The sequence below is a fragment of the Enterococcus dispar ATCC 51266 genome, assembly GCF_000406945.1.
GTDB lineage: Bacteria > Bacillota > Bacilli > Lactobacillales > Enterococcaceae > Enterococcus_C > Enterococcus_C dispar.
Genome location: NZ_KE136354.1, coordinates 1,318,863 through 1,345,491 on the forward strand (window position 1 = coordinate 1,318,863; position 26,629 = coordinate 1,345,491).

Sequence of the window (26,629 nt, forward strand, 5' to 3'; positions counted from 1 at the left end):
TTTTCCTACATTAACGTGCTAATGTAAAAGTCGCTACCTCTTTTGCACCAAGTTGATACAAGAGTTCTACCCCATGATAAATCGTCCTGCCGGTGGTATATACATCATCAACCAATAAAATTTTTCTTCCAGTAATGTTACATGCTGAGCGAGCTATATAGGGTTGCTGCAGAGCCAAACGTTCCTGCCGGTTTTTGAGCGCTTGTGGATTATCGTGCTGTTTTCGAATTAATAAATTTTCGTAAGAAATGTTGGCCGATTTTAGCAATGATTCCACTTGATTAAATCCGCGTTCTTTTTGACGTTCTTCGGATAAAGGAAGCGGTACAATAATGAAACCACGATATTTTTTTAACTTTTGTCTTATTGGTTGGATAAAGGTCGTACATAACTTATAGTCACCGCCAAACTTATAACGATACAGCCAATCTTGAAACGCTTCATTATAACAATAAAGCGCTTGATGTTGCACAGTAAACGCGGGATAAATTTGTCGCCATTGCTGACAATCGCGACAAAGGTCAGGGCAATTCGGTCGCATGCATCCACTACAAGCACTTTTTTTTTCAATTTTTTCAAAGGCGAGCTGACAAGTCTCACAGATTTCCCACTCAGGAATTAACCAGGGCAATATTATTTCATGGATTAAAAGATTTCGTCTGATTTTTTGACCACAATTACTACACTTCATCAATTAGTCCTGCCGCTTGTGCTTGTCGATTCAGCGCTTTAATATCGCTGAGTGCTTTTTTCAATTCTGGGGTCATTTGAGTAAAACAAAAGACGACTTCACTTTGAGAAAAATTACCTTTGCGATCAGCTCTTCCTGCAATTTGTAATAAGGTCGCCTTAGTAAAAACACGGTGATCGGCAGCGAAAACTAAAACCGAAACATTGGCAAAAGTGACACCTCGTTCCATTACTGTGGAACAACAAAAAATTTGAAATTTATTTTGACGCATACCCATTACTTTTTCATGCCGTTCCTGGTCTGTGGCATGAACACTGGCAACAGTTGTTTCCCCAAATTCATGCTTGAGAAATTTTTCCATGGTAATTACCTGACTAACAGTGGCACAAAATAAAAGCAAATGATTTTTCTGCAATAAGGCATTTACCAAGTTCAAAAACTTTTTTTTCGCGCCAAAAGATAATGGTAAATTCTGTTTTTTTAGCCGGACTAGTTGTGGTACTGGCAATTTACGTCGATGATAACGAGCGGGCAAACAAAATAGACTTTCATTTTGTTGTGCCGTTCTAATTTCGCTTTCACTAGGTGTTGCACTTAAAAAAACTTTACATCCGGTTTGATGTAAAGCATTTGCCACAGCAAAATGTAATGTTTCATCATAAACATAAGGAAAAGCATCAATTTCATCAACAATTATCAAATGAAAGGCTTCTTTAAAATATAATAATTGGTGGGTGGTACAAACTAAAAGAGGCGTAGGTTGATAGGGTTTGGCGCCATAATGCCGCAAGCCTATGTTCACTTCAGGAAAAACTGCCTGCAGACGCGGCCAAATTTCACAACAGACATCAACCCGCGGGCTACAAAAAGCAATATTTAGACCGGTTGTTAAACAAAGATGAATCAATGAAAAAAGCATTTCTGTTTTTCCAGCGCCCGTTACCGCATAAATCAAGCTGTCTTTTTTATTAAGAAAATTTTGAATTATACTTTGGCTAATTTTCTGTTGGGCTGGTGTTAATTCACCTGTAAAACAAAACGTAGTTTTTCTTTTTACAGGGTCTTTTAATGGCTTTGTCGCTAAGTAATGAGACGAAGTTATTCGTCCAAGGCCCAGACATTCCCTACAATAATACCTTCCGTCTGGTAAAAGATTTTCCCTTAGTAAAGAATGGGTATTGCAACGCCGACAACGAAATGATTTTTCTTTTATTTCTAGAGCTTTTTGCGCGATTAAATCGGATTGGCCAGCTAATTCATCTTTTGTTACAACGTATTGACATCCTGGATAAAAAACCATATTCATCACCTCAAAATAAAGTACGCAAAAAAAGATACTTCGATTTAATTTTACATACCTTTGCTTTAACCCGAGTTGATGATAAACGGCTTTTCCGTCACTATAGCTTAAATAAAAAAGCGGAAGTCAAAAGACTTCCGCAGCCATGGATATTATCTTATTTGTTTTCAATCAATGCCATTGCTTGTTTCAAAACATTATCGCCATTCATCATGCCATAATCAGCCATGTTAATAACCTCTAATGGAATTCCTTTGGGCGCCAATCTTTTTTCAAAATCAGCTTTCATAAAGCGGACTTGGGGTCCTAGTAATAAAACATCCACCGGTTTACTTTCTAAAGAATTATCCGCCTCAGAAGCAGATACTGCAAACACATCGGCCTCTACTCCTTGTGCTTCAGCCGCCTTTTGCATCTTCGTAACTAATAAACTGGTACTCATTCCAGCAGAACAAACCAACATAATGGTTTTTTTAGCCATTTTATTTCCTCCTTCAGTCATCCTTTAAGATTTTGCTTATATTAATTATAAGATAACAGCTTGTTTTGTCAACGCTTACTACTTATCGTTTCCTAATAGCCACTTTGCTTTCACAAGTTTATTAAAAACGCTATATTCCTTATGAAGATTAACATACACTACTTCATAACCCGCATTTAACCAAGCATAGGCACCTTTTTCTGGGTGATGATAATCGTTGGCCCACCATTCCTTTGTTTTACGAGCACTTTTGGGCAGCCCTGTAGCTGGAAATAACAATTCATCAAACTGCGTAAAAGTTAATGTTACTTGAGATCCCCCGTTTGTTTTTAAATAATGCGTAATAACGTCATATTTTCGTGTCATGATAATCACCTCTTCTAATTATCGCTTAAATGAAGTAAAAAGTGCAACCATTAGCTATTTGCAACTTCCCATCATTTTTTCTATACTAATGGGTAATGAAAACATAAGGAGTAATTTTATGATTGATCATTACGTCACCATTCAAAAAGACGGCGTCGCAGAAATCGAGATTAAAAAATCTCGTTTTATCTGTACACTAAAGCGCGTTACAACTGAAACTGAAGCGAAAGAATTTATTCAAAGTATTAAAAAGAAGCATCATAAAGCCACCCATAATTGTAGTGCTTTTGTTATTGGGGAAAAAAGTGAAATTAAACGCAGCAGCGACGATGGTGAGCCCAGCGGAACTGCAGGCATTCCGATGCTGGAAGTATTAGTAAAAAAAGATTTAATGAATGTTGCTGCTGTTGTCACTCGTTATTTTGGGGGCATTAAATTAGGCTCTGGGGGCTTGATTCGTGCCTATTCTCACGCTGTTTCCCATGCAATTGACGAAATTGGAATAGTAGAAGGTAAACTACAGCAAGAAGTTTTCGTGACAATCGCCTATCCATTATTTGATAAATTACAAAATTACTTAGAAAATCAACAAGTTGCGATTAAAGATACGTATTTTACTGCCGAAGTTGTTGTGACTTGCATGATTGATGAAAACAATTTATCAATTTTTGAAAAAAATATTACTGAGCGCTTAAATGGTCAGGTAACATTTTCTCATGGTGAAAAAAGCTACCACGAAATTTTAGTATCACAATAAAAAAATGGTTTATGCTCAAAAATGCTCTATTTTTTAGAGTGTCTTTGAAATCATAAACCAATTTTTTATTTTTCTAAATAAAATTCAAAACGATTACCGACATACTGCGTCCGCACATATTCAAAAGGTGCGCCATCTTCTAGATAAGAGATTTGACGCATCCGTAAAATCGCATCTCCCCGTTTAATTTTTAAAAATTCGGCAATTTGTTCAGATGCTAACATAGCAGAAATAGTTTGGTTAGCGCCGCCAATTTTCAATCCGCCTTTTTCTTCTAACGTTTTATAAAAAGATGTGGTGATTTCTGCTTTACTATAGTCTTTAATTAAGTGTTCCGGAATACTTGCCACTTCAAAACAAATTGGCACACCATCAGCAAAGCGAATGCGCTCCATTCGCAAAATACCTTCTTCCGGAGCCAATTTCAATTTTTCCATTTCAGAAGAACTCGGTGCTGTCATGAAATAAGAAACTACTTTACTAGAAGGTTCTCTTCCTTGTGATAACATAATTTCTGTAAAGCTTGTTGTGCCGGTCATTTTTTCTTGTACTTTTTGACGAGCTACATAAGTTCCAGAGCCGATTTTTCTTTCCAAAATTCCCTCATCTGCCAAAGTTTGGATTGCCTGTCTTAATGTCATCCGACTCACACTAAATTGTGTTGCCAATTCTCTTTCAGAGGGCAATCGATCACCGATTTGCCAGCCACCCTTTTCAATTTTAGCTTTAATTTGATCATGAATCTGAATATAGATTGGTAAACTATCAGACATTATTTATTTCTCCTTCAATTAAGATAATATTTAGAATAAATTTTCTCACCCAAATCGTATCATCATTATAACTGGTATATACCTAATTGGCAAATTTTCTCGTTCCATTCTTTTATTAAGACATCAAAAGAAGCCTTGAAATAAACTTTTTTTCAAGGCTTCCAAATTTTTTTTATCGCAAAGAAATAATTTGGTACAGATAGTTTTACTTCAGTTATACAGAAATTTTCTCTTCAGTCAGCATTTTATTGGCCGTTGCCATCATTAAACGAATTCGGTTTAATTGATTTACTAAAGATACTCCTGGATCGTAATCAATAGCGGCAATATTGGCTTTTGGATATTGATGACGCAATTCTTTAATCACGCCTTTACCAACTACGTGATTTGGCAGACAGCCAAAAGGTTGCATACAAACAATATTGTTCACACCCGTTTTTAGCAACTCAATCATTTCCCCTGTTAAAAACCAGCCCTCTCCTGTATGGTTGCCAATGGATAAGATTTTACTAGCATCTTCTGCTAAATCATAAATAGATTGAATGCCATCAAAACGCTTCGATGCACGTAATGTTTTATCCATCGGTCTTTCAACCATTTCGATTAAGCGAATACCAAATTCTGCTAAGACTTTGCCTTTTTTAGCCATTCCTAAGTTTTCATACTTCCAGATCTGATTGTATAATGAATAGTTCATAAAGCCGATAATATCTGGTACTACTGCTTCAGCACCTTCTTCTTCTAATAAACGCACGATATCATTATTAGCAGTCGGCGAATACTTGACTAAGATTTCTCCTACCACGCCAACTTTTGGTTTAATCACATCCGATAATGGAACCGTATCAAAATCGGCAATAATTTTTTTCATATTACGATTAAACTGAGTTAATGAGCCATTTCGAACATTTTTAGCCACTTTTTTCAGCCAATCGGCATGCATTTGATCAATTTGACCTTTTTCTAACTCATAAGGACGGGTACGATAGACGACGCGTTCAAATAAATCACCGTATAAAAAGGCGACAACAACGCGTTTTAACATTGGTAAAGTAAACTTAAAGCCTGGATTGGATTCTACCCCTTTATTTCCCATGGAAACAGAAACGACGGGAACTTGCGAAAATCCTGCATCATTTAGCGCTTTTCGCAATAACGGAATATAGTTCGTTGCCCGACAACCGCCACCAGTTTGGGTCATCATCACACTAGTATTTGCTAAATCATATTTGCCACTTTCCAGCGCTTCAACTAATTGACCAATGGAGATAATTGCTGGATAACATGCATCATTATTGACGTATTTCAAACCAACATTTACCGCATCTTTATCTTCTGCTGGTAAACACACTACATTGTATCCGGATGCTTTTAATGCTTCATCTACTAATCCATCTTGGTGGATAGGGCTGAGCATTGGCAATAACAAAGTATGTTTTTTGCGCATATCTTTGGTAAAAACAATTTTTTCAGGTTCATCATATTTTTTAGTAGGTGTGAAATCTTGTTTATCCCGTTCTTTGACAGCTGCTTTTAAGGAACGTAAGCGAATCCGAATTGCTCCTAAATTAGAGCCTTCATCAATTTTTAGCACAGTATAAATTTTGCCATACTGATCCATAATTTCTTCAACTTGGTCAGTTGTAACGGCATCTAAACCACAGCCAAAAGAATTGAGTTGCACCAACTCAAGATTTTTAGACTTCGCTACAACTCGTGCTGCAGCATAAAGGCGTGAATGGTATACCCACTGGTTAACTACTCGTAAGTTGCCAACATCACTTAAGTGGGAAATACTGTCTTCTGTTAACACATGGAAGCCTTCTTGGGTAATTACTTCACTGATACCGTGATTAATTTCGGGATCCAAATGATACGGTCGACCAGAGATAACGATGCCTCGTTCACCTTTAGCTTGTAACATCGCTAACGTTTCCTCACCTTTAGTGCGAATCGCTTGTTTAAAGTTTTCTAACTCTTCAAAACCATGATGAACAGCTGCGGCCATTTCGTCTTGACTAATTCCCAGATCCGCAAAAGTTTTACTCATTACCGCCACAACTGCTTCTTCATTAGCTAAATTCAAGAAAGGATTACGATAATCAACTTTCCCTTCGCGAATATCATCAACATTATTGCGAATCACATCGGGATAGCTTTGGACAATCGGGCAGTTGAAATGATTGTCTGCTTCTGGACTTTCTTGTCGTTCAAAAATAACACCTGGATAAAAAATCAGTGGAACTTCTTGGTCAATCAAAGCTTGAATGTGACCATGGGTAATTTTAGCCGGGTAACAAGCCGTATCACTTGGAATAGTTTCCATCCCTTGTTCATATAAAGCTTTATTAGAGCGCGGAGAAAGTTGAACTCTAAAACCTAAATCAGTAAATAGTGTATGCCACAGAGGGTAATTTTCATACATATTTAAAACCCGCGGAATACCAATCACACCTCTAATCGCATCTTTTTTACGCAATGGCCGATATTTGAAAAGCCGTTTGTATTTATAATCGATTAAATTAACCCGCCGGTCTTCTTTTTTAATTTTGATTTTCGCGCCTCGTTCACAACGATTACCGGTAATAAACTGACGTCCATCTGAAAAAATTGTCACCGTCAACTGACATTTATTTTCACATAAATTACAGTGCGTGAATTCTTTTTCCGCCGTAAAAGTGGCTAATTCTTCGGCATCTAAAATGGTGCTCTCTGCAGCGATATCATAATTTTCCAAAGCGATTAAAGCGGCACCGTATGCTCCCATTAAACCAGCAATAGAAGGACGGACTACTTGACGGCCTGAAATTTCTTCAAAAGCGCGCAACACTGCCTCGTTATAAAAAGTACCCCCTTGGCAAACAATTTTTTCTCCTAATTCTTCCGGCCGGCGAATTTTAATGACTTTATAAATCGCATTTTTAATCACGGAATAAGAAAGGCCGGCTGAGATATCACCCACGCTAGCACCTTCTTTTTGGACCTGTTTTACTTTTGAATTCATAAAGACCGTACAACGAGAACCCAAATCAACCGGTGCTTTTGATTGCGTTGCTGCTAGTGCAAAGTCTTTTACATCATAATTAAGTGATTTGGCAAAGGTTTCGATAAAAGAACCACAGCCAGAAGAACACGCTTCATTTAATTGAATAGATGATAAAACACCGTCTTTAATGGTCATGGCTTTCATATCTTGACCACCAATATCTAAAATGAAATCAACCCCTGGTTGAAAATGATTGGCAGCTTTGTAGTGTGCCATTGTTTCAACTTCACCAATATCGACTTTCAAAGCATTTTTAATTAATTGTTCGCCATAACCTGTTACAGCCGCTTTACCAATAAAAACATCTGCGGGCATTTTTTGATAAAGATCTGCTAATACTGTCATCGTAGTTTCCAATGGCTGGCCTTCATTATTGCCATAAAATGAAAACAAAATCCGGCCAGCATCATCTGTTAAGACAACCTTAGTGGTAGTGGAACCAGCATCAATTCCTAAGAAAGCCACACCGTGATGTTCTTCTAGACGCTTCTCTTCGGCAGTAGCTTGACCGTGACGTTCTCTAAATTCTGTTAACTCTTCGTCACTACTAAATAGTGGTTGTAAAGTATCTGTTGGTTTCAATTGATCTTGTTGGCCATTTTCCAAGCGATACAACAAATCAGTTAAAGTAGTAGCTTCCCCGCTTTCAGCAAATAAAGCCGCCCCCATCGCCACAAATAATTGGGGATTTTCCGGAAAAACAATATCTTCAGCAGCAATATTTAACGTTTCAATAAATCGTTTGCGCAATTCCGACATGAAGTATAGCGGACCACCTAAAAAGGCCACTTTCCCTTTGATTTTACGGCCAGCAGCTAGACCAGCAATCGTCTGGTTGACTACTGCTTGAAAGATACTAGCCGCAATATCAGCCTTATCTGCCCCTTCATTAATTAACGGTTGAACATCTGTTTTGGCAAAAACGCCACAACGCGAAGCAATAGGATAAAGCGTTTGATAGTTTTTGGCTAATTCATTTACGCCATTAGCATCTGTTTTTAAAAGCACCGCCATTTGATCGATAAAAGCACCGGTACCACCGGCACAGCTACCATTCATTCGTTGTTCAAGTGCCCCTTCAAAAAAAGTGATTTTGGCGTCTTCTCCACCTAGTTCAATCACTACATCTGTTTGGGGAATAATGGTCTCCACAGTTTTAGTACAAGCAATTACTTCTTGTACAAAGGGGATTTCTAAAACTTCTGCTAATCCCATTCCTCCAGAGCCTGTGATTTGTAGAGAAACTGGTGTATCTTTAATTACTTCTTTACCTTCTGTTAATATTTTATTTGTTGCTTTTTTCACATCGGAAAAGTGTCGTTCATATTTTGCGAAAATTGTTTCATTTTTTTCATTTAAAATGACTAATTTGACAGTGGTCGAACCTACGTCAATACCCGCTTTTAATTTCATATGGATCATCCTTTTTTATACAACAGTTTGTTGATTAACTTACAACCCGTCTGATATAATACTTATGTCTATTTTAAATTCTTGCTCACTTTTTGACAATACACAAACAAAAGCTGTTTGTGAGATAAACAACAAACTCACGTTTTTTGTTGCGTAACTAGAAAGGAAATTTCGATGAAAAAGATTGACTTGCGGGTGAAACGAACGAATAAAATGATTATTGAAGCGTTTATTCAGTTAGTAGAAAAAAATGGGTTTGAACAAGTCACCGTTCAAGATATTGCCGATGAAGCAATGATTAATCGGGCCACTTTTTATGCTCATTACAAAGACAAACAAGACCTTTATGAAACAATATTTGATTATGCGTTAACCGCCTTTACCTCTGTTTTAAATCCGACAGAACTGGTAAAAGGTAATCGTATTAAGGTCAAACAAATTGAACGGGTGATGTCGCAAATATACAGCAATATCTATGATAATCGTAAATTTTATCTGATCATTATGGATGGCTCTGCCAATGAAATTTTACGTAAAAAAATTGCCGATGTTTTAAATGAACAATATGCGGATATTTTTAATCGCTTAAAAATTACCGAAAATGACATTGAAGTACCTATGGATTTTATTATTGAATATATGACTTCTATTTTTATTGGTACACTTCACTGGTGGCTCACAACGGATTCTCAAATGACGCCTGATCACCTTGCAAAATTGGTTATTAAATTGGTAGGAAATGGTCACTTAACTGTTTTAGGAATAGAAATCGAAAAATAAAAAGTCGCAGGCTGCATTTTTTGCAACCTACGGCTTTTTTTTAATGATTCTTTACATGCCATTTAATTGTATGTCTTGTTGGTCGTGCTTTTTTTATATCGACGCCTTTTTTTGACACATTCACAAAATAATCCTCATTTTTCAACATGTAACGTAATTTTTCAGCAGTTTCTGTGACGGTTTCGGTAATTTTTTCTCTTATTTTCATTTACTAAGCCCCTTTTCTTTATCGTGCACCCTTACTAGACCAAGCAGTAGCAAGTGTGTATACAAGTTGTATTCTTCTTCATTTTAGAGGAATGTCAAGAGGAGAGCAAATGATACGGATTTTATCTTTTAGGTACACGTAAACAACGCATTGCATTTAAAACTGCGATTAAGGTGACACCGACATCGGCAAAGACAGCCCATCCCATCGTTACTAGTCCAGCTGCACCTAAAAGTAAAAAGAATACTTTAATAACAAGCGCAAAAATAATATTTTGTTTAACAATTCGGAGCGTTTTTCTGGAAATTTGAATACCAGTAGCAATTTTTGTCGGCTTATCATCCATAATGACAGCATCAGCTGCTTCAATTGCCGCATCACTTCCTAACCCTCCCATTGCAATACCAATATCGGCTGTGGCTAACACAGGAGCATCATTAATCCCATCTCCGACAAAAGCAACTTTTTTACCAGTTTGACGTAGTTTTTCAACATGCGCCACTTTATCAGCCGGCAAAAGACGTGAAAATACTTGATCGAGACCTAACTTTTTGCCAACATTTGCCGCTACCTGTTGGCCATCACCCGTTAACATTACTGTACTTTTAACATTACTATCTTTTAATTGTGCGATAGCTTCTTTTGCATCGGACTTGATTTGATCATTGACCACCAAATATCCCGCTACCTTTTCATTCACCACCACGTAGACAATGGTTCCGACATTATTAACCGGAGAAAATGTAATATTGTTTTCTCTTAAATATTTATCATTACCCGCAAAAACATTTTTGTTATTGATTATTCCCCTTACTCCCATCCCAGCGATTTCTTTGCTAGCTGTGACGGCAGGTAAAACTTCACCTTCAGCCGCGCGAACGATGGAACGTGCAATGGGATGACTAGAATTTTGTTCTAAAGCACTCGCATAGGCTAAAATCGGTATCGCTTTATCAAAGCGGACAACCTCTTCAACGGCAAACTGACCTTTGGTTAAAGTGCCCGTTTTATCAAAAACAACGGTATCCACTTTGGCTAAAGCTTCCAAATAATTGGAACCTTTTATCAAAATTCCAGCGCGACTAGCACCGCCAATTCCCCCAAAAAAGCTTAATGGTACTGAAATCACTAAAGCACAGGGACATGAAATTACAAGAAAAGTCAAAGCCCGATACAACCATTCTTGAAAATCTCCAAAAAATATAGTAGGAACAACCGCTAATAATACTGCTAAACCGACGACAATGGGAGTATAAACACGCGCAAATTTTGTAATAAATTTTTCTGCTGGTGCTTTTTGACTACTAGCATTTTCGACTAAATCTAAAATTTTGCTGACAGTTGATTGACCAAAAGATTTGGTCACCTCAATCGTTAAAGGTGTATCTTGATTAATACAACCACTTAAAACCGGATTTCCTGTTGCAACCAATTGAGGCATTGATTCCCCCGTTAAAGCAGAGGTATCCAGATAACCGGTTCCCGCTTTTATGATACCGTCTAAGGGAATTTTTTCACCAGGATTTACTTGTACCAATTCTCCTACTGCAACAGCTTCTGGTTTGACAATTTTTAATCCATTGTCAGTAACAAGTCGCGCCGTATCAGGCCGTACATCCATCAACGCCTTAATATTTTTTCGTGATTTATCTACAGCATAATCTTGGAAAAATTCGCCAATCTGATAAAGAAGCATTACTAAAACGGCTTCTGGCCGGTCCCCAATTAGAAAAGCACCAATTGTTGCAATTGTCATCAAAAAATTCTCATCAAAAATTTGACCGGTAAATAAATTCATGACAGCCGTTTTGACAATGTCATATCCAATTAACACATAAATTGCTCCAAATAAAATTGCATTAAAAGGTTCTGCCGGTTTCAGCAAGATAAGTAAAAACATTGCAACTGCTGTTAGTAAGATGCGCCCTAGCATTATTTTGGACATCGTAGCGCCGTGCTCATGCACATGATTGTGTCCTGCCTCTTTTTTAACCATAGTCACATCAGGTTCAATTTTTTGAACAATTTTTTTACTAGCAGTTTCAACATTTTCTGCCAGTTCCTTATCACATTTAATAGCGAGACTAGTGTTCATAAAATCCACTTGCGCTTCTTTTACACCCTCAACTTTAGCAACTGCACGTTCAATTTTTGCAGCACAATTGGCACAATCCAAACCATTTAATTGATATTTTAATTCCATTTTTCCCACTCCTTTACAAACGATTACATGAATTTGTATTCATACGTATTATAAATGAGCATTCATTCATATGTCAAGCAAAAAAAGAAGATTTATCTGTTTACCAGACAAATCTTCTTGACTATTCTTCTTTATCCACATGGTGTTTTGTCAACACATCTTGGCGAAATCTTCTATTTCCCAAAAATTTTAAAGCACACATTAATGGTTGACGATTTTCACCAACTAAGCCAATCAATTCGATAAATAACTCTAAGCCCACAGCAGTAAATACAATAAGCAATACCGTAGCCCATGTACTGGCGTAATTCATTAGGAGTGCGATAAAGGAAAAAACCAGTGCCAAAGCATATATCGTCAATACTGCACCACGATGGGTAAATCCTAGAGACAATAAGCGATGGTGCAAATGCATTTTATCAGCCGAAGAAATGGGTTGTTTATTAAATTTGCGCCGAATCATGGCATAAACAGTATCCGTAATCGGAACGCCTAAAATAAACATTGGCGTCAAAATAGTAATAAATGTAGCATTTTTCAAACCTTGTAGCGACAAAATGGCAATCATATAGCCCAGAAACAAAGCCCCTGTATCGCCTAAATAAATTGTAGCCGGATGAAAATTATAAGGGAAAAATCCGATTATAGAGGCTACCAAACTAAAAATGATAATAGCTAAAAAGACACCTGTATGAGGTAAAAAAAAGTAGCTAATTAAGCCGATGGTGGTCAAGCCAATAATTGAAATTCCCGCGGCCAAGCCATCTAACCCATCAATCAAATTCACAGCATTCGTAATGGCTAAAATCCATAAAAGTGTCACCGGTAAACTTAACCAGCCTAATTCAAACCGCCCAAAAAAAGGTAAACTAAAAGTATTTATTTCAATCCCCGCAATAAAATAAGCTTCTAATGCTGCTAAGGTAATTCCAAGCGTTTTTTGTAATGGCGTTAATTCAAAAATGTCATCAATTAGACCTGTCACGACAATAATTAAAGCCCCTAAAATCATCGGCCATACTTTATCTAGTGGTAATGTATCATTAAACTCCCATAGTAAAGCAATTGAAAATGAGATAAATATACTCAGACCACCCGCAGTTGGCATGGTTTTGGTGTTGATTCTTCTAGCACCAGGCTTATCAACTGCTCCTATTTTAAAAGCCAGTAATTTAACCATAGGAGTTAAGATTAACGAAATTATCATGGTCAAAAAGAGCCTGATAATAAAACGAAAAGTAAAAGTCATCGTTTTTTCCTGCTTTCTTTACTTGGAAGAATCCTGCTTGTTGTCTCTTCCAATTTTTGCTTCAATTTTATTGCCTAATTTAGCTAATGGTCCCTTACGATCTTGGACTTCTTCTCCGGTGATATATTCCGCGATAATGGCATTGGTAATTCCACCTAAAATGATAATCGTCGCTGCCATATTTAACCACAACATTAAAACAATAAAACTTCCGATAATTTGATAACCGCTAACCTTAGCGGCAAAAAACTGCGCATACAAACCAAATAATTGTCCTAATAACATCCAACCCAAAGTAGCGACTACTGCACCAGGCCAAGTAGTCATCAACTTAACTTTGGCATTTGGCACGATCCAATAGATAATCATCATAATGGCTAATAGTGCGATAATGGTTAGCGGCCATTTGAAACGTTGAAACGTCTCAATAATCTGACCGGAAAAGCCAAGGATTGGTTGAAGTCCATCTAAAATCATACGTCCGACACCCAAAACAACAGTAACTCCGACCATAGCTACCAATAATAAAACAATTACAATCACTGAGACAAGTCGAACCGCAATAAAATTTTTGCGATCATTCACTCCATAAGCACTGTTCATTGCTGTTTGTAAGCCGTTAATACTTTTACTAGCCGACCATAAAGCTGCTACAGCCGAGATGGATAAAACACCGCCGGAGCCTTGGGTTAATAAATTTTTAATAGCCGGTCCAATAAAAGTATAGACCTCATCAGGAATGATATCTTTAACATAGGGCAAAATGGAGTTGGGATTAATATTTAAAAAGGGCAATAAATTGCCCACCGCAATTATCAAAGGAAATAAAGACAATAATAAATAGTAAGAGACAATTACTGCGTTATTGCCAATCTGGGCATCACTAAAACGATTTTTTACAATGGTAAAAAGTCGCATTAATTTTTCGTTATTCTGTATTTTAGTAACAAGCTTCATCTGGTACTCCTTCTCAGTTTTGGGTAAAAGAAAGTAATTAACAATCACGGCAAACTTTTTTGTCGTGATTGTTAATTATTTTCAGACCAGATTAATTGTGCCCAAGTTTAGAATAAGCAAGTACCATTACTAGTACTTGCCTACTCGTTAACTAGATTAATACGTACCTTCTTCACCTTGAGAAGTTAAAATTTGAGGTCCTTCTTTCGTAATCGCAATGGTATGTTCATACTGACAGCTTAGTCCTCCGTCTAAAGTATAAGCAGTCCAACCGTTAGGGTCCATTTTCATTTTCCACGTACCGGTATTAACCATTGGCTCAATGGTTATCACCATACCTTCTTTTAGACGTAGCCCTTTTCCTGCTTCACCAAAATGCGGTACAGCTGGTGCTTCATGAATCGTAGGTCCAATCCCATGTCCGATAAAATCTCGGACAACACCATAGCCTTCTCCTTCAACATATGTTTGAATAGCATGGCCGATATCGCCAATGCGATTACCCACTTGCGCTTGCTCAATTCCGAGATATAAAGCTTTTTTAGTCACAGCCATTAGTTTCTCATCTTCTGGCGTAGCTTCTCCCACCACATAAGCCCAACAAGAATCAGACATGGCACCTTTTAAATCAATACACATATCGACCTTTACTAAATCGCCATTATGGAGTGGTTTTTTGCGAGGAAAACCGTGACAAATTTCAGAATTAATACTGACACAAGTTGCATACTTATAACCTTCAAAGCCGATTTGAGCAGCAACGCCGCCATGGCTTTCAATAAAATTCCGGACAAAAACCTCAATATCCCAGCTTGTGATACCCGGTTTAATAAAATCACGTAAATGTTTGTGAACATCTGCCAACAATGCACCTGATTTGCGCATTTCTTCAATTTCTCTAGCAGATTTTAATGTAATCATACTGTCGTCTCCTTTTAAATAAAGATTCCTTTTTGACGTTAACACTTGAAATAAAAAATTTTTTTTATTCTTAAACCTTTATTATTCTACCACAGGCACCTGTTTTCGCCAAATATTCAAATAACACATAGTAGGCAAGTTTTCATCCATTTGTTATAATCGTTACGATACTTGGGAAAACAAGAAAAGAATAGTTTAATTTTACTTAAAGGAGTGGCAGAAATGGCCCTAGCAAAAATTGTTTATGCCAGTTTAACCGGTAATACTGAAGAAGTGGCCGATGTTGTAGCCGAAGCTTTGGAAAATTTGAATATTGATGTAACCGTTGATGAATGTACACAAGTTGAAGCGACAGAATTTGAAGAAGCCGACATTTGCGTAGTAGCAACCTATACCTATGGCGATGGTGAACTTCCTGATGAAATTATTGATTTCTATGAAGAACTGCAAGAATTAGATTTATCGGGCAAAATTTACGGCGTTTGCGGTTCAGGCGATACATTTTACGATGATTTTGCCAAATCTGTAGATGATTTTGATCTGGCTTTTGCTAAAACCGGCGCAACCAAAGGCGCTGAGGTTGTGAAAGTCGATTTAAATGTTGAAGCAGAAGATATTGATAATTTAGAAGAATTCGCTAAAAAAATGGTTGCTGCATTAAATTAGAAACTTGCTAAAAATACCCGCAAAAAGATAGTGGACAGACTTTTAGTAGACTAAAAATACTTTAGTCTTACTTAAGTACCCCCTTTTTAGCGGGTATTTTATATGTGTAAGTTGCTTAATAATTAATTGCTAATGGTTCGTTGCGTTCAATAATTTGTTTAATGGTATCTCGCATCAATGCAATAACCTGCTCTTCTGTTGGATTGATGATTCCAGAAGATTTCAAGGCTGCAATACCCGTAGCCACAATCCAGCAACCTGTGTGTAGGGATTCAATCTCACTGTCAGAAAGATCTTTAAAGGCAGAATCTGATTTCACTGCGTTAGAAAAATATTGGAAAGAAAATTCCTGCATCTCTTTTCCCCCGCCGTATTCTTCTAAATACATGGCCCGGTATAAGCGTTTATGTTCAGTTGCAAAGCCAATGTAATTTAAAGCGAGATCGACAATCTTTTCTCCTGTATGTTCAACCGGAAAAACTTCTGTTGCCAAATAGTCATGCAGTTTTTTAATTAATGCCATTTTTAGATCTTCCATGTTTTTAAATTCCAAGTAAATTGGCTGTGTGGAACACTTCATCTTGGCTGCAATATTGCGTGCAGTAAAGCGAGAAAAACCGTCGGTAGCCACGACATCATAAGCCGCATTCAGAATCTGATCACGGGTGATTGTTTTCTTTCTTGCCATTATTTTTTAACTCCTTTTCCCTCTAGTCTTTTCATTTTTTTGTTATATTAATATTGTACCATGTTTTTTTGCCTTTGCAAAAAAGAAAACGGTTGATTTTTTTGTTTTAAGGGAAAATTCTCTAAAAAAAAGGCGGATAGATGCTAAAGCAGCAAGCTATTTCATTGTTTTCTTCTCATTGAAATGCTATTATCTAAATAGTTTGAAAATTAACGTATGGAATTACTTTTTGGTACTTTTCATCAAAATTTGGAGGTTTTTTTATGACAGATTTCAACAAAAATTTAGCCAAATATGCCGAATTAATTGTCGCCGTTGGCGTAAATGTTACTAAAGGACACACAGTGGTTTTACAAATTAGTGTCGATCAAGCCCCGCTTGCTCGTTTAATTACAGAAAAAGCGTATGCTTTGGGCGCTGCTGAAGTTTTAGTGCAATGGACAGATGATACAATCCAAAGAGAATTTCTTCTTCACGCAGCAGAGGACCGTTTAGAAAATATTCCGGACTATAAGGTAGCTCAAACAGATGATTGGCTTGAAAAAGGGGCCAGTCGCATCAGTGTAGTTTCTTCTGACCCCGGCGCTCTAGCAGGCGTAGATGCAAATCGGGTAGCCACTTATCAAGCAGCAAGCGGTAAAGCTATGATGAATTTGCGCAAAGCCACTCAAGCTAACCAAGTCAGCTGGACAGTTGTAGCAGCGGCCGGTCAGAAATGGGCTCAAAAAGTTTTCCCAAATTTAACAGCTGAACAAGCACAATTAAAATTGTGGGAAGAAATTTTCAAAACGACGCGTATTGATCGCGATGATCCTATCGAAGCTTGGAAAAAACATGATGAAACATTACGCAATAAAGCTGAAGAATTAAATAAAGAGCAATTTTCTGCCTTGCATTATACAGCTCCAGGAACAGACTTAATTATCGGGCTACCTGAAAATCACTTATGGGAAGGTGCCGGTAGCTTTAATGTTCGTGGCGAAGAGTTCATGGCAAATATGCCAACTGAAGAAGTCTTTACTGCTCCTGATTTTCGTCGTATAGATGGTGTGGTTTCTAGTACAAAACCATTAAGTTATGCCGGCTCTATTATTTCTGGTATGAAGTTTACTTTTAAAGACGGTAAAGTTGTTGATTTTTCAGCAGAAGAAGGTCAAGATGTCTTAGCTAAGTTATTAGATACTGACGAAGGTGCTAAAAGCTTAGGTGAAGTAGCATTGGTTCCTGATCCTTCCCCCATCTCACAATCTGGTATTACGTTTTTCAATACACTTTTTGATGAAAATGCCTCTAACCACTTAGCTCTAGGTTCTGCCTATGCTTTTAGCTTACAAGGTGGCACAAAAATGAGTGAAGAAGAATTAAAAGCACATGGTTTGAATCGCAGTCAAACTCACGTAGATTTCATGGTAGGTTCAGACAAAATGAACATTGATGGTATTCGCAAAGATGGTACAAGCGTCCCTGTTTTCCGCAATGGGGATTGGGCTTAAATTTTCGTCTATTTAAGTCTCTGTTTATAATCTTGTCAAAGAATTTTTAAGATACTACCTAAAAAAGGATGAAACTTTTTTTAAAGCCGGATTTTTCCGGTTTTTTTCTTTACCTTCACATCGCTTTTGCTCACAAAAAAAGTTCAAATCAAAATATTTGGATCCCTGCTAGAAAAAAAGAAAGAAATGATTTTCTTAGCAAATGAAGCTTGATTTTTTTACTCTTTTTCCAGCTTCTTCTGCAAACTTCAAGCTGAAAACATAGTAAATGCTGCATTTTTTTGGTAAAATTTGAGGTGATAGCTAGATTTATGCAAGCCATCTAGCCGCTGTGAATGAAAGATTCACCAGAAAGGATTGACTCCTGTGACACCTAATCGTGAAGATTATTTAAAATTAATTTTAGAACTAGGAGGCGACGAAGAAAAAATTAGCAATAAGCAAATTGTCGCCGGTCTAAGTGTTTCACCTGCTTCAGTAAGTGAGATGTTGTCAAAACTCGTTAAAGAAGGCCTCGTTGAACACACCGCCTATCAAGGCGTGCAATTAACAGAGACCGGAAAAAAAAGAGCCAGTGATTTAGTCCGAAAGCATCGGTTGTGGGAAGTTTTTCTAGTCGAACATCTTCACTATTCTTGGAATGAAGTTCACGATGATGCAGAAGTACTGGAGCATGTTACCTCTCATAAATTAGCGAAACGTTTGGATGATTATTTAAACCATCCACCTTACTGTCCTCACGGTGGACAAATTCCTGCTGAAAATACATTGGTTACGGAGAAAAAGCGAAAGACGCTAACAGATTTTCCTATCGGTACGAAAGTGAAAATCGCCCGAGTCTTAGATGAGCGGGAATTATTGGACTATTTAGTCAGTATTGATTTAGCGATTCACGAAGAGTATACCATTACCGATATTGCACCTTATGAAGGACCTGTCACTATTAGCAATGAACAAAAAAAAATGGCTGTTAGTTATAAAGCTGCCAACACGATTTTTGTTGATAAATTGTAAGGAGAGATCACATGACTGAAAATACCAATGTCTTGTTTACCATCTTCGGGGCAACCGGAGATTTGGCCAAACGTAAATTATACCCATCTTTATTTCGTTTATATAGAAAAGGAGATTTAAGCGAGTGTTTTGCGGTTATCGGCACTGCCCGTCGGCCTTGGAGTGATGATTACTATCACGAAGTAGTAAAAGAAGCAATTGCCTCTTTAGAACCAACAACAGAAGAAGCAGAAAAATTTGCCAGTCATTTTTACTATCAATCTCATGATGTTTCAGATACGAGCCACTATACGGTTTTAAAAGAATTAACTAATAAATTAAATGAAAAATATCAGCTTGGTGGCAACCGTCTTTATTATCTTGCCATGTCTCCGCGCTTTTTTGGCACAATTGTTACCCAGTTAAAAGAAAGTGGCATGCTTGACACAGATGGGTATCACCGCGTTATTATTGAAAAACCATTTGGCTCTGATTTTAAATCAGCAAATGAATTGAACAATGAAATCAATGAAGTCTTTGCTGAAAAAGATATCTACCGAATTGATCATTATTTAGGCAAAGAAATGGTACAAAATATCTCTGCAATACGTTTTGCAAACAATCTTTTTGAATCTATGTGGAATCAACGCTATATCGACAATGTTCAAATTACTTTAGCTGAAAATTTAGGTGTTGAAGACCGCGGCGGTTATTACGATCAAAGTGGCGCATTAAAAGATATGGTACAAAATCATATTTTACAAGTTCTTTCCTTACTTGCAATGGAACCGCCTGTAGCTTTTACTGAAGAAGCAATTCGTAACGAAAAAATAAAAGCATTAAATGCTGTACGACTTTATTCTGAAGAAGAAGTATATACAAACTTTGTTCGCGGACAATATACCAAAGGAAAACTTGGCGACAAAGAATTTGCCGATTATCGCCATGAACCAAATGTTGCTACAGACTCTACTACGGAAACGTTTGTCGCTGGTAAGTTTCTAATTGATAACTTTCGCTGGTCTGGCGTGCCATTTTATGTACGAACAGGTAAACGACTAACTGAAAAAGGTACGCGCATTAATATTGTCTTTAAGCAAGTACCAATCAATGTCTTTCGCTCAAGTACAACTGAAGTTGGAACACAAAACGAATTACCGCCCAATGTTTTAACAATTTATATTCAACCAACTGAAGGGTTTAGCATGACTTTAAATGGCAAAGAAATTGGTCAAGGCTATTCTACCAAGCCCGTAAAATTGGATTATCGAAATACTGCTGAAATGGTCGAAAACTCCCCTGAAGCTTACGAGCGATTGATTTTTGATGCTTTAAATGGCGACAGTACTAATTTCACCCATTGGGATGAAGTCGCACAATCTTGGCGCGTTGTAGATCGCATTCGCGCTGCGTGGGATAAACAAACCCCTGATTTTCCCAATTACGCTGCTGGAACTATGGGACCACAAGCAGCTTTTGATTTACTGGCAAAAGACGGCTTTGAGTGGATTTGGCAACCTGATAAGTGGTATAAAGAACGAAAATTATTGTAAAAAAACAAGTTCTCTAATTAGAGAACTTGTTTCTTTTTTTTTTGAGTTTTACACTTCACTTACTGATAAACTAACGCCCGTAAAGCTTCATCGACTTTTTCGGCTGTTTTACGCCCTTCACGGATGGCCCAAATTACTAAACTTGGTCCCCGTTTAGCATCACCAGCTACTAAAATCCGTTCATTATTAGTAGTATAATCATCATAAATTTCAGAAATACCAAATTGCTCAAATAAACTTTGCTCTGCCCCTAAAAAGCCCATGGCTAACAGAACAAGGTCAGCACGTATAACTTGATTAGTCTCTGAAATTGGTTGGAAATTTTGATCAATTGCGACTGTTTCAACCCCAATTACTTGGCCACGTTCCGCACCAATAAAACCGGTAGTTGCAGTACTGTATGTTGTAATTGCTTCACCAAAGCGTTGCACCGCCTCTTCTTGCCCATAACCTATCTTTCCAGTTAGGGGGTATTCTGGCCATGGATTGGTAGCCGTGCGTTGTGCAGGCAAAGCTGGTGTAATTTCTAACTGTTTAACAGAAGCTGCCCCTTGGCGAATAGCCGCTCCGATACAGTCATTACCGGTATCGCCCCCACCAATTACGACTACATGTTTGCCAGCTAATTTCTTACTATTCGCCGCTTTACCATGTTTTAACACATCTTTTGTCGCTTCAGTTAAATAATCTACCGCAAATTGGATTCCCTGAAATTGACGCCCCGCTACATTTAAGTCCCGCGGAACACTAGCACCGGTTGCCAAAATTATCCGATCAAAATCTTTTTCTAATTGAGCGGCGGTAATATCCACCCCAATTTCAGTATTGACAACAAAGGTGATACCTAATTCTTGCATCAGTTTTACCCGCCGTATCACAATATCTTTCTCCAATTTCATATTGGGAATTCCATACATCAAGAGACCACCAAAGCGATCGCTGCGTTCATAAACCGTAACATTATGTCCCAATTGGTTTAAACGCCAAGCTGCAGATAATCCTGCTGGTCCACTACCAACGATGGCAATTTTAAATTTTGTTTTACTCGCTGGTAGTCCACTAGCTTTAACCCAACCTTCTTCAAACGCTTTATCAATAATAAAGCGCTCATTATCGTGAATGGTTACACCGTCCCCATTTAATGACTCGGTACAACCTTTTTCACAAGGCGCCGGGCAAACCCGACCAGTCATTTCCGGTAACGGATTGGTTTTCGCTAACCGTTCAAAAGCAGCTTTAAAACGACCTTGGAAAAGTAAGTCATTCCACTCTGGAATCAGATTATCGTTGGGACAACCTGAAGCTACAGATTGGCTGCCATAAAAAGTACCTGAGTGACAAAAGGGAATTCCACAATTCATACACCGCGCCGCCTGATCTCTACGTTGTGCTTCCAAAAGCGGTTCTTGTAATTCACGCCAGTCATTTATCCTTTGGTCCACTGGTCGAAAGGGATTATCTTGTCGTTGATATTTTAAAAAGCCAAATGGATCTGCCAAATTATCCCCGCTCCTTTCCTGCAACTGAAACAGTTACATCTTTTTTTACCCCAATTACTTTTTCAAAGGCCGCATTTAACAACGCCTCTCCTGCTAACCCTTGACTTGCAAAATCTTCCAATGCATCATTAACAGCATGGAATTCTTTCGGATAAACTTTAACAAAATCTTTTACTGCTGTTTCCCAATTTGCTAAAATTTCACATGCTTTAGGTGAATCGGTATATTCTAAATGTTTTTCAATCATTTCTTTTACAACCGTATCTTGTGCGTCAACTGGATAAAGCTCCACCATTTCTTGATTACAATTTGCTGGAAAACTCTTTTCAGGATCATAAATATAAGCTAATCCACCTGACATGCCGGCAGCAAAATTTCGTCCTGTTTTACCCAAAATGACTGCTACACCGCCAGTCATATATTCACAACCATTATCGCCGACACCTTCAACAACAACCTTTGCACCACTATTGCGGACACAAAATCGTTCGCCTGCTAAACCGCGGAAATAACCTTCCCCTTTATTGGCCCCAAAACAAGCCACGTTTCCCACAATTGGCGATTCATTGGTATCATATGCCGCATCTGTGGGGGGAACAATGATTAGGCGTCCACCACTCAACCCTTTTGCAACATAGTCATTGGCTTCACCGATTAGTTTTAATTCCATCCCCTGGGTTGTAAAGGCACCAAAACTTTGACCTGCAATGCCCTGATACTCATATTTCAATAGGCCTGGAGTTAAGGCATAATTCCCAAATCGTTCTGCAATCCAGCCACCCATTCGAGCGCCGACTGTCCGTTTTACATTATTAATAGTTTCTTTTACTGTCACGGTTTGTTTGGCTGCAATAGCTGCTTTTGCGTAATCATCTAGTAACGGCCATTGACGTTTTTCTAAGAAAGGATCCGTGACTTTTCGTTCAATTCCCGCAATTGTTGTCAATATCCGTGAGAAATCAAGTGATTTTGCCTTGCCTTTTGCCACATAACGAGGTTTTAAAACTTCCGTATGTCCAATCATTTCATCAATTGTTTTAAAGCCTAATTCAGCCATAATCTCTCTTAAATCTTCTGCCAAAAACAGCATGGCATTCACTACGTGTTCCGGTTTACCTGCAAAAAATTGACGCAATGCTGGATTTTGCGTGGCTACGCCAACTGGACAAGTATTTAAACTACAAACGCGCATCATTACACAACCAATTGCTACTAGAGCTAAAGAAGCAAAGCTATATTCTTCTGCCCCTAATAACGCTGCAACCGCAATATCTTTTCCTGTCATTAACTTGCCATCAGTTTCCAAAATTACTCGTTGGCGTAAATGATTTAACGCTAAAGTTTGGTGCGCTTCAGCTAGCCCCATTTCCCAAGGCAACCCCGCATCTCGTACCGAATTGCGTGGAGAAGCCCCTGTTCCACCATCATAACCCGAAATTACTACCACATCTGCACCAGCTTTTACTACGCCAGTTGCAATGGTTCCCACCCCTGTGGAAGAAACTAACTTCACATTAATTTTGGCATATGGATTAATCGCTTTTAAATCATAGATCAGTTGCGCTAAATCCTCAATCGAATAAATATCATGATGAGGCGGTGGTGAAATTAAGCGTACTCCTGGCGTAGAACCGCGAATCTCTGCTACCCAAGGAAAGACTTTATTTCCCGGTAATTGACCACCTTCGCCAGGTTTTGCCCCTTGTGCAACTTTGATTTGTAATTCTTCAGCACTCATTAAATATTCTGCATTCACTCCAAAGCGCCCAGAAGCAACCTGTTTAATCTTACTATTAAAATTACGTCCATCTGGCAGTGGTTTGAAACGATCGCGATTTTCTCCCCCTTCTCCACTATTTGATTTAGCACCAATCGAATTCATCGCTTGGGCTAAACACTTGTGGGCTTCTTCACTTAAGGATCCATAAGACATTGCCCCAACTTTAAAACGTTTGACAATGTCAGTTGCAGGTTCAACCTCAGCTAAAGCAATCACGGGACGTTCCTTTTTAAACTCCCACATCGAACGCAATGTTGTTGGGGTTTTAAGGGCTTCGTCATTCATTGTATTGGCATAGTCTTTGTATAACTTATAATTACCACTACGAATAGCTTTTTGAAAATTATAAATGGTTTTGGGATTAAATAAATGATGTTCCCCATCTGCTTTATATTGATAACTTCCTCCAGAAGGTAAATAATCATGCGCAGAGGCACCAAAAGCCTGCTGATAATGTGCATAGTACTCTGCTTCAATTTGCGTTAAGTTTAATCCTCCAATTCGGCTAGCTGTCCCTGTAAAGTATTGTTCTACTACTGCACTAGAAATTCCCACAGCTTCAAATAATTGTGCGCCATGATATCCGGCTACAGTTGAGATACCCATCCGTGACATTACTTTAATTAAACCTTTTTCACAGGCACTCCGGAAGTTTTCCACTTTATCACTTAGATTGTAGGCTGCAAGCGAAGCATAGGCTAAATATGGATGGACACCGCTAGCCCCATATCCTACTAACATTGCGCAGTGATGAACTTCACAAACTTCAGCACTATCTGCCACAATTGAGGCTAGTGATCCTTTACCGCGAGAAACAAGATAGTTATGCAAGCCCGAAACGGCTAAAAGAATTGGAACAGCCATTTCGCCTTCTTTTCTATTACGATCACTTAAAACGATAATTGTACCACCACTATCAATTTTTGTTTCTGCTTCTTTAAAAATCTGTTCGAGTGCTTGCTGTAAGCTATTGGGATTCTCTTCATTAACAGGGTATAAAATCGATTGAATCATAGTCTTTTGTTGGTCACAATCTATTGACAACAATTTTTCAAAATCCGTGGTGTTTAAAATTGGGCTAGCAATTTTTACTTTATTACAGTTTTGGGCTTGGTCTTGACGGATATCGCTGTCTCTGCCCAAGAAAAGCTCGGTTCCAATGACCAACTTTTCTCGAATGGCATCAATCGGGGGATTCGTCACTTGTGCAAATTGCTGTTTAAAATAAGTAAATAAAGATTGTGGCTTATCACTCAAAACAGCTAATGGCGAATCAAAGCCCATAGAAATAACGGGTTCTTCCCCATTTTGGGCCATCGGCATTATCACGGTTCTTAGAATTTCATCTGTATAACCATTTAGGTGCCATAATTGCCGCAATTCTTGTTCCGTCATTGCTTTTACTTTTTTCTTTGATGCTTTTATCTCACTTAAATTAATTCGCTTTTCCGCCAACCATGTTTCGTAAGGTTTGGCAGTAGCATAATGTTGGCGAATTTCATCGTTACGATAAATCTTTCCTTGTCTAGTATCCACTAAAAATAAATTAGCAGGACCTAAGACTCCTTTTTCAATAACCTCATTAGGGGCTAAATCGACCACACCGGATTCAGACGCCACAACAATCAAACCATCTTTGGTAATTGAATAACGGGAAGGACGTAAACCATTTCGGTCTAACGCAGCTCCGACTATTTCACCATCGGTAAAACACAAGGCTGCCGGCCCATCCCAAGGAGCCATAAAGCTGGCATTGTATTCATTAAATGCTTGTAATTCTTTCGTTAAGTTCGCTTCTTCAGACCAAGCTTCTGGCACCATCATCATTAAAGCATGGGGAATGTCTCGGCCATTACGATACAAGTATTCCAAACAATTTTCTAATTTGGCCGAATCGGAATTATCTTCATTATAAACCTCAATTTTATGGCTATGCATCCAATTTTCCGCACCTCGCAATGTGTTGATTTCGCCATTATGGGCCAAAAATCGGAACGGTTGTGCACGATCCCAACTTGGAAATGTATTCGTTGAAAAACGCGAATGGGTCAAGGCAATGCTTGTCTCCATCAATTCATCTTTTAAATCTGGATAAAAACGGCCAACTTGATAAGCATGTAACATCCCTTTATAAACAATAGTTTTAGCCGAAAGACTACAAATCACTAATTCTTCTGAATGATATGATTTTTCAATTTTCCTTCTTAATCGAAATAGCTGATCTTCAAAAGCACGATCGCTTTTAACATCGAGCGGTTTTTCAATAAATAACTGTAAAAAATTAGGCATTACTGCTTGAGCGCCAGGACCACACTCATAAAAATTATAAGGCACATCCCGCGCCCACAAAACATCATAACCAGCTTTTAAAATATCTTGGATTAACACCTTGGTCATTTGTTCTTTTTGAATAGTATCTTTGGGTAAAAATAACATTGCTACTGCATAATCGCCAGCGTTAGGCAATGTTATGCCAGCTTCTTTGGCTTTTTTGCGGAAGAAGCAATCAGGTAAAGCCATTAAAATCCCTGCACCATCTCCGGTATCTGGTTCAGCACCAGTACCACCCCGATGATTCATTCGTTCTAACATTGTTAATGCATGTTCAACTAATTGGTGGGAGGGCTTGCCATCTTTTTGCGCGATGAAGCCCATTCCGCACGCATCTTTTTCAAACTTGGGGTCATACATCAAGTTTTTCTCTGCAATTTTTTCCACGCAAGCACCTACTTTTTCTATTTTCTGAAAATTCTAATTTTTACTAGTTTACATTGTTTTGTACGACACTGCAATTACTTTCAAAAATTTTCAT

General features: G+C 38.0%; 20 protein-coding genes. 6 read left to right on the forward strand and 14 right to left on the reverse strand.

The genetic code is table 11. The features are described from left to right. Nucleotides 1-10 precede the first annotated feature (10 nt). The 4 genes from RK01_RS06450 to RK01_RS06465 all read right to left on the reverse strand — a co-directional run bounded on the left by RK01_RS06450 (nucleotide 11) and on the right by RK01_RS06465 (nucleotide 2,838). A complete protein-coding gene (locus RK01_RS06450) occupies nucleotides 11-691 on the reverse strand; it encodes a ComF family protein (RefSeq protein ID WP_016172484.1) in 681 nt (226 codons plus the stop codon). Further along, a complete protein-coding gene (locus RK01_RS06455; protein WP_016172485.1) occupies nucleotides 681-1,991 on the reverse strand; it encodes a DEAD/DEAH box helicase in 1,311 nt (436 codons plus the stop codon). The genes RK01_RS06450 and RK01_RS06455 overlap by 11 nt, the downstream gene beginning before the upstream one ends. A 157-nt stretch (nucleotides 1,992-2,148) precedes the next feature. Beyond that, complete coding sequence (locus RK01_RS06460; RefSeq protein ID WP_016172486.1) at nucleotides 2,149-2,472, reverse strand: PTS sugar transporter subunit IIB; 324 nt, start codon at nucleotides 2,470-2,472, stop codon at nucleotides 2,149-2,151. A gap of 78 nt (nucleotides 2,473-2,550) precedes the next feature. Beyond that, nucleotides 2,551-2,838 carry a DUF7662 domain-containing protein gene (locus RK01_RS06465; RefSeq protein WP_016172487.1) on the reverse strand — a complete coding sequence of 96 codons (288 nt, stop codon included), beginning with the start codon at nucleotides 2,836-2,838 and terminating at the stop codon, nucleotides 2,551-2,553. Nucleotides 2,839-2,956: 118 nt separating this feature from the next. Here RK01_RS06465 and RK01_RS06470 point away from each other — a divergent pair, with 118 nt between their 5' ends. Next, nucleotides 2,957-3,595: a YigZ family protein gene (locus RK01_RS06470; RefSeq protein WP_016172488.1), complete on the forward strand. Its 639-nt coding sequence runs from the start codon at nucleotides 2,957-2,959 to the stop codon at nucleotides 3,593-3,595. Between the two features lie 65 nt (nucleotides 3,596-3,660). On the opposite strand, the gene RK01_RS06475 is transcribed toward RK01_RS06470, so the two are convergent. Further along, nucleotides 3,661-4,368: a GntR family transcriptional regulator gene (locus RK01_RS06475; protein WP_016172489.1), complete on the reverse strand. Its 708-nt coding sequence runs from the start codon at nucleotides 4,366-4,368 to the stop codon at nucleotides 3,661-3,663. 214 nt (nucleotides 4,369-4,582) lie between these two features. Beyond that, on the reverse strand, nucleotides 4,583-8,827 hold the full coding sequence (locus RK01_RS06480; protein ID WP_016172490.1) for a 2-hydroxyacyl-CoA dehydratase: 4,245 nt from the start codon (nucleotides 8,825-8,827) through the stop codon (nucleotides 4,583-4,585). A 174-nt stretch (nucleotides 8,828-9,001) separates the two neighbouring features. On the opposite strand from RK01_RS06480, the gene RK01_RS06485 reads away from it, so the two are divergent. Continuing rightward, the gene (locus RK01_RS06485; protein WP_016172491.1) at nucleotides 9,002-9,607 is read left to right on the forward strand and encodes a TetR/AcrR family transcriptional regulator; all 606 of its coding nucleotides are present in this window, start codon (nucleotides 9,002-9,004) and stop codon (nucleotides 9,605-9,607) included. A gap of 40 nt (nucleotides 9,608-9,647) precedes the next feature. On the opposite strand, the gene RK01_RS13725 is transcribed toward RK01_RS06485, so the two are convergent. The 5 genes from RK01_RS13725 to map form a co-directional block, all read right to left on the reverse strand. Beyond that, nucleotides 9,648-9,815: a hypothetical protein gene (locus RK01_RS13725; protein WP_016172492.1), complete on the reverse strand. Its 168-nt coding sequence runs from the start codon at nucleotides 9,813-9,815 to the stop codon at nucleotides 9,648-9,650. A 121-nt stretch (nucleotides 9,816-9,936) separates the two neighbouring features. Next, nucleotides 9,937-12,018: a heavy metal translocating P-type ATPase gene (locus RK01_RS06490; RefSeq protein ID WP_016172493.1), complete on the reverse strand. Its 2,082-nt coding sequence runs from the start codon at nucleotides 12,016-12,018 to the stop codon at nucleotides 9,937-9,939. Between the two features lie 121 nt (nucleotides 12,019-12,139). Further along, nucleotides 12,140-13,267: a glycosyltransferase family 4 protein gene (locus RK01_RS06495; RefSeq protein ID WP_016172494.1), complete on the reverse strand. Its 1,128-nt coding sequence runs from the start codon at nucleotides 13,265-13,267 to the stop codon at nucleotides 12,140-12,142. 18 nt (nucleotides 13,268-13,285) lie between these two features. Further along, complete coding sequence (locus RK01_RS06500) at nucleotides 13,286-14,224, reverse strand: YihY/virulence factor BrkB family protein (protein ID WP_016172495.1); 939 nt, start codon at nucleotides 14,222-14,224, stop codon at nucleotides 13,286-13,288. Between the two features lie 156 nt (nucleotides 14,225-14,380). Beyond that, nucleotides 14,381-15,145, reverse strand: a complete 765-nt coding sequence (gene map, locus RK01_RS06505) for a type I methionyl aminopeptidase (protein ID WP_016172496.1) — start codon at nucleotides 15,143-15,145, stop codon at nucleotides 14,381-14,383. Nucleotides 15,146-15,367: 222 nt separating this feature from the next. Between map and RK01_RS06510 the strand changes: the two genes are divergently transcribed. Then, entirely contained in the window at nucleotides 15,368-15,811 is a 444-nt protein-coding gene (locus tag RK01_RS06510) for a flavodoxin (RefSeq protein ID WP_016172497.1), read from the forward strand. Nucleotides 15,812-15,926: 115 nt separating this feature from the next. Here RK01_RS06510 and RK01_RS06515 read toward each other — a convergent pair whose 3' ends face one another. Continuing rightward, a complete protein-coding gene (locus RK01_RS06515) occupies nucleotides 15,927-16,499 on the reverse strand; it encodes a TetR/AcrR family transcriptional regulator (RefSeq protein WP_016172498.1) in 573 nt (190 codons plus the stop codon). 263 nt (nucleotides 16,500-16,762) lie between these two features. On the opposite strand from RK01_RS06515, the gene RK01_RS06520 reads away from it, so the two are divergent. The 3 genes from RK01_RS06520 to zwf all read left to right on the forward strand — a co-directional run bounded on the left by RK01_RS06520 (nucleotide 16,763) and on the right by zwf (nucleotide 20,538). Beyond that, a complete protein-coding gene (locus RK01_RS06520; RefSeq protein WP_016172499.1) occupies nucleotides 16,763-17,992 on the forward strand; it encodes an aminopeptidase in 1,230 nt (409 codons plus the stop codon). 366 nt (nucleotides 17,993-18,358) lie between these two features. Further along, the gene (gene efaR, locus RK01_RS06525) at nucleotides 18,359-19,006 is read left to right on the forward strand and encodes a transcriptional regulator EfaR (protein ID WP_016172500.1); all 648 of its coding nucleotides are present in this window, start codon (nucleotides 18,359-18,361) and stop codon (nucleotides 19,004-19,006) included. An 11-nt stretch (nucleotides 19,007-19,017) separates the two neighbouring features. Beyond that, nucleotides 19,018-20,538, forward strand: coding sequence for a glucose-6-phosphate dehydrogenase (gene zwf, locus RK01_RS06530; protein WP_016172501.1), 1,521 nt, complete (start codon nucleotides 19,018-19,020; stop codon nucleotides 20,536-20,538). Between the two features lie 59 nt (nucleotides 20,539-20,597). Here zwf and RK01_RS06535 read toward each other — a convergent pair whose 3' ends face one another. Together RK01_RS06535 and gltB are read right to left on the reverse strand one after the other, a co-directional pair. After that, on the reverse strand, nucleotides 20,598-22,037 hold the full coding sequence (locus RK01_RS06535; RefSeq protein ID WP_016172502.1) for a glutamate synthase subunit beta: 1,440 nt from the start codon (nucleotides 22,035-22,037) through the stop codon (nucleotides 20,598-20,600). A gap of 1 nt (nucleotide 22,038) precedes the next feature. After that, nucleotides 22,039-26,508 (reverse strand): glutamate synthase large subunit, encoded by a 4,470-nt coding sequence (gene gltB / locus RK01_RS06540; protein ID WP_051113725.1) that lies wholly within the window; start codon nucleotides 26,506-26,508, stop codon nucleotides 22,039-22,041. Nucleotides 26,509-26,629 lie beyond the last annotated feature (121 nt).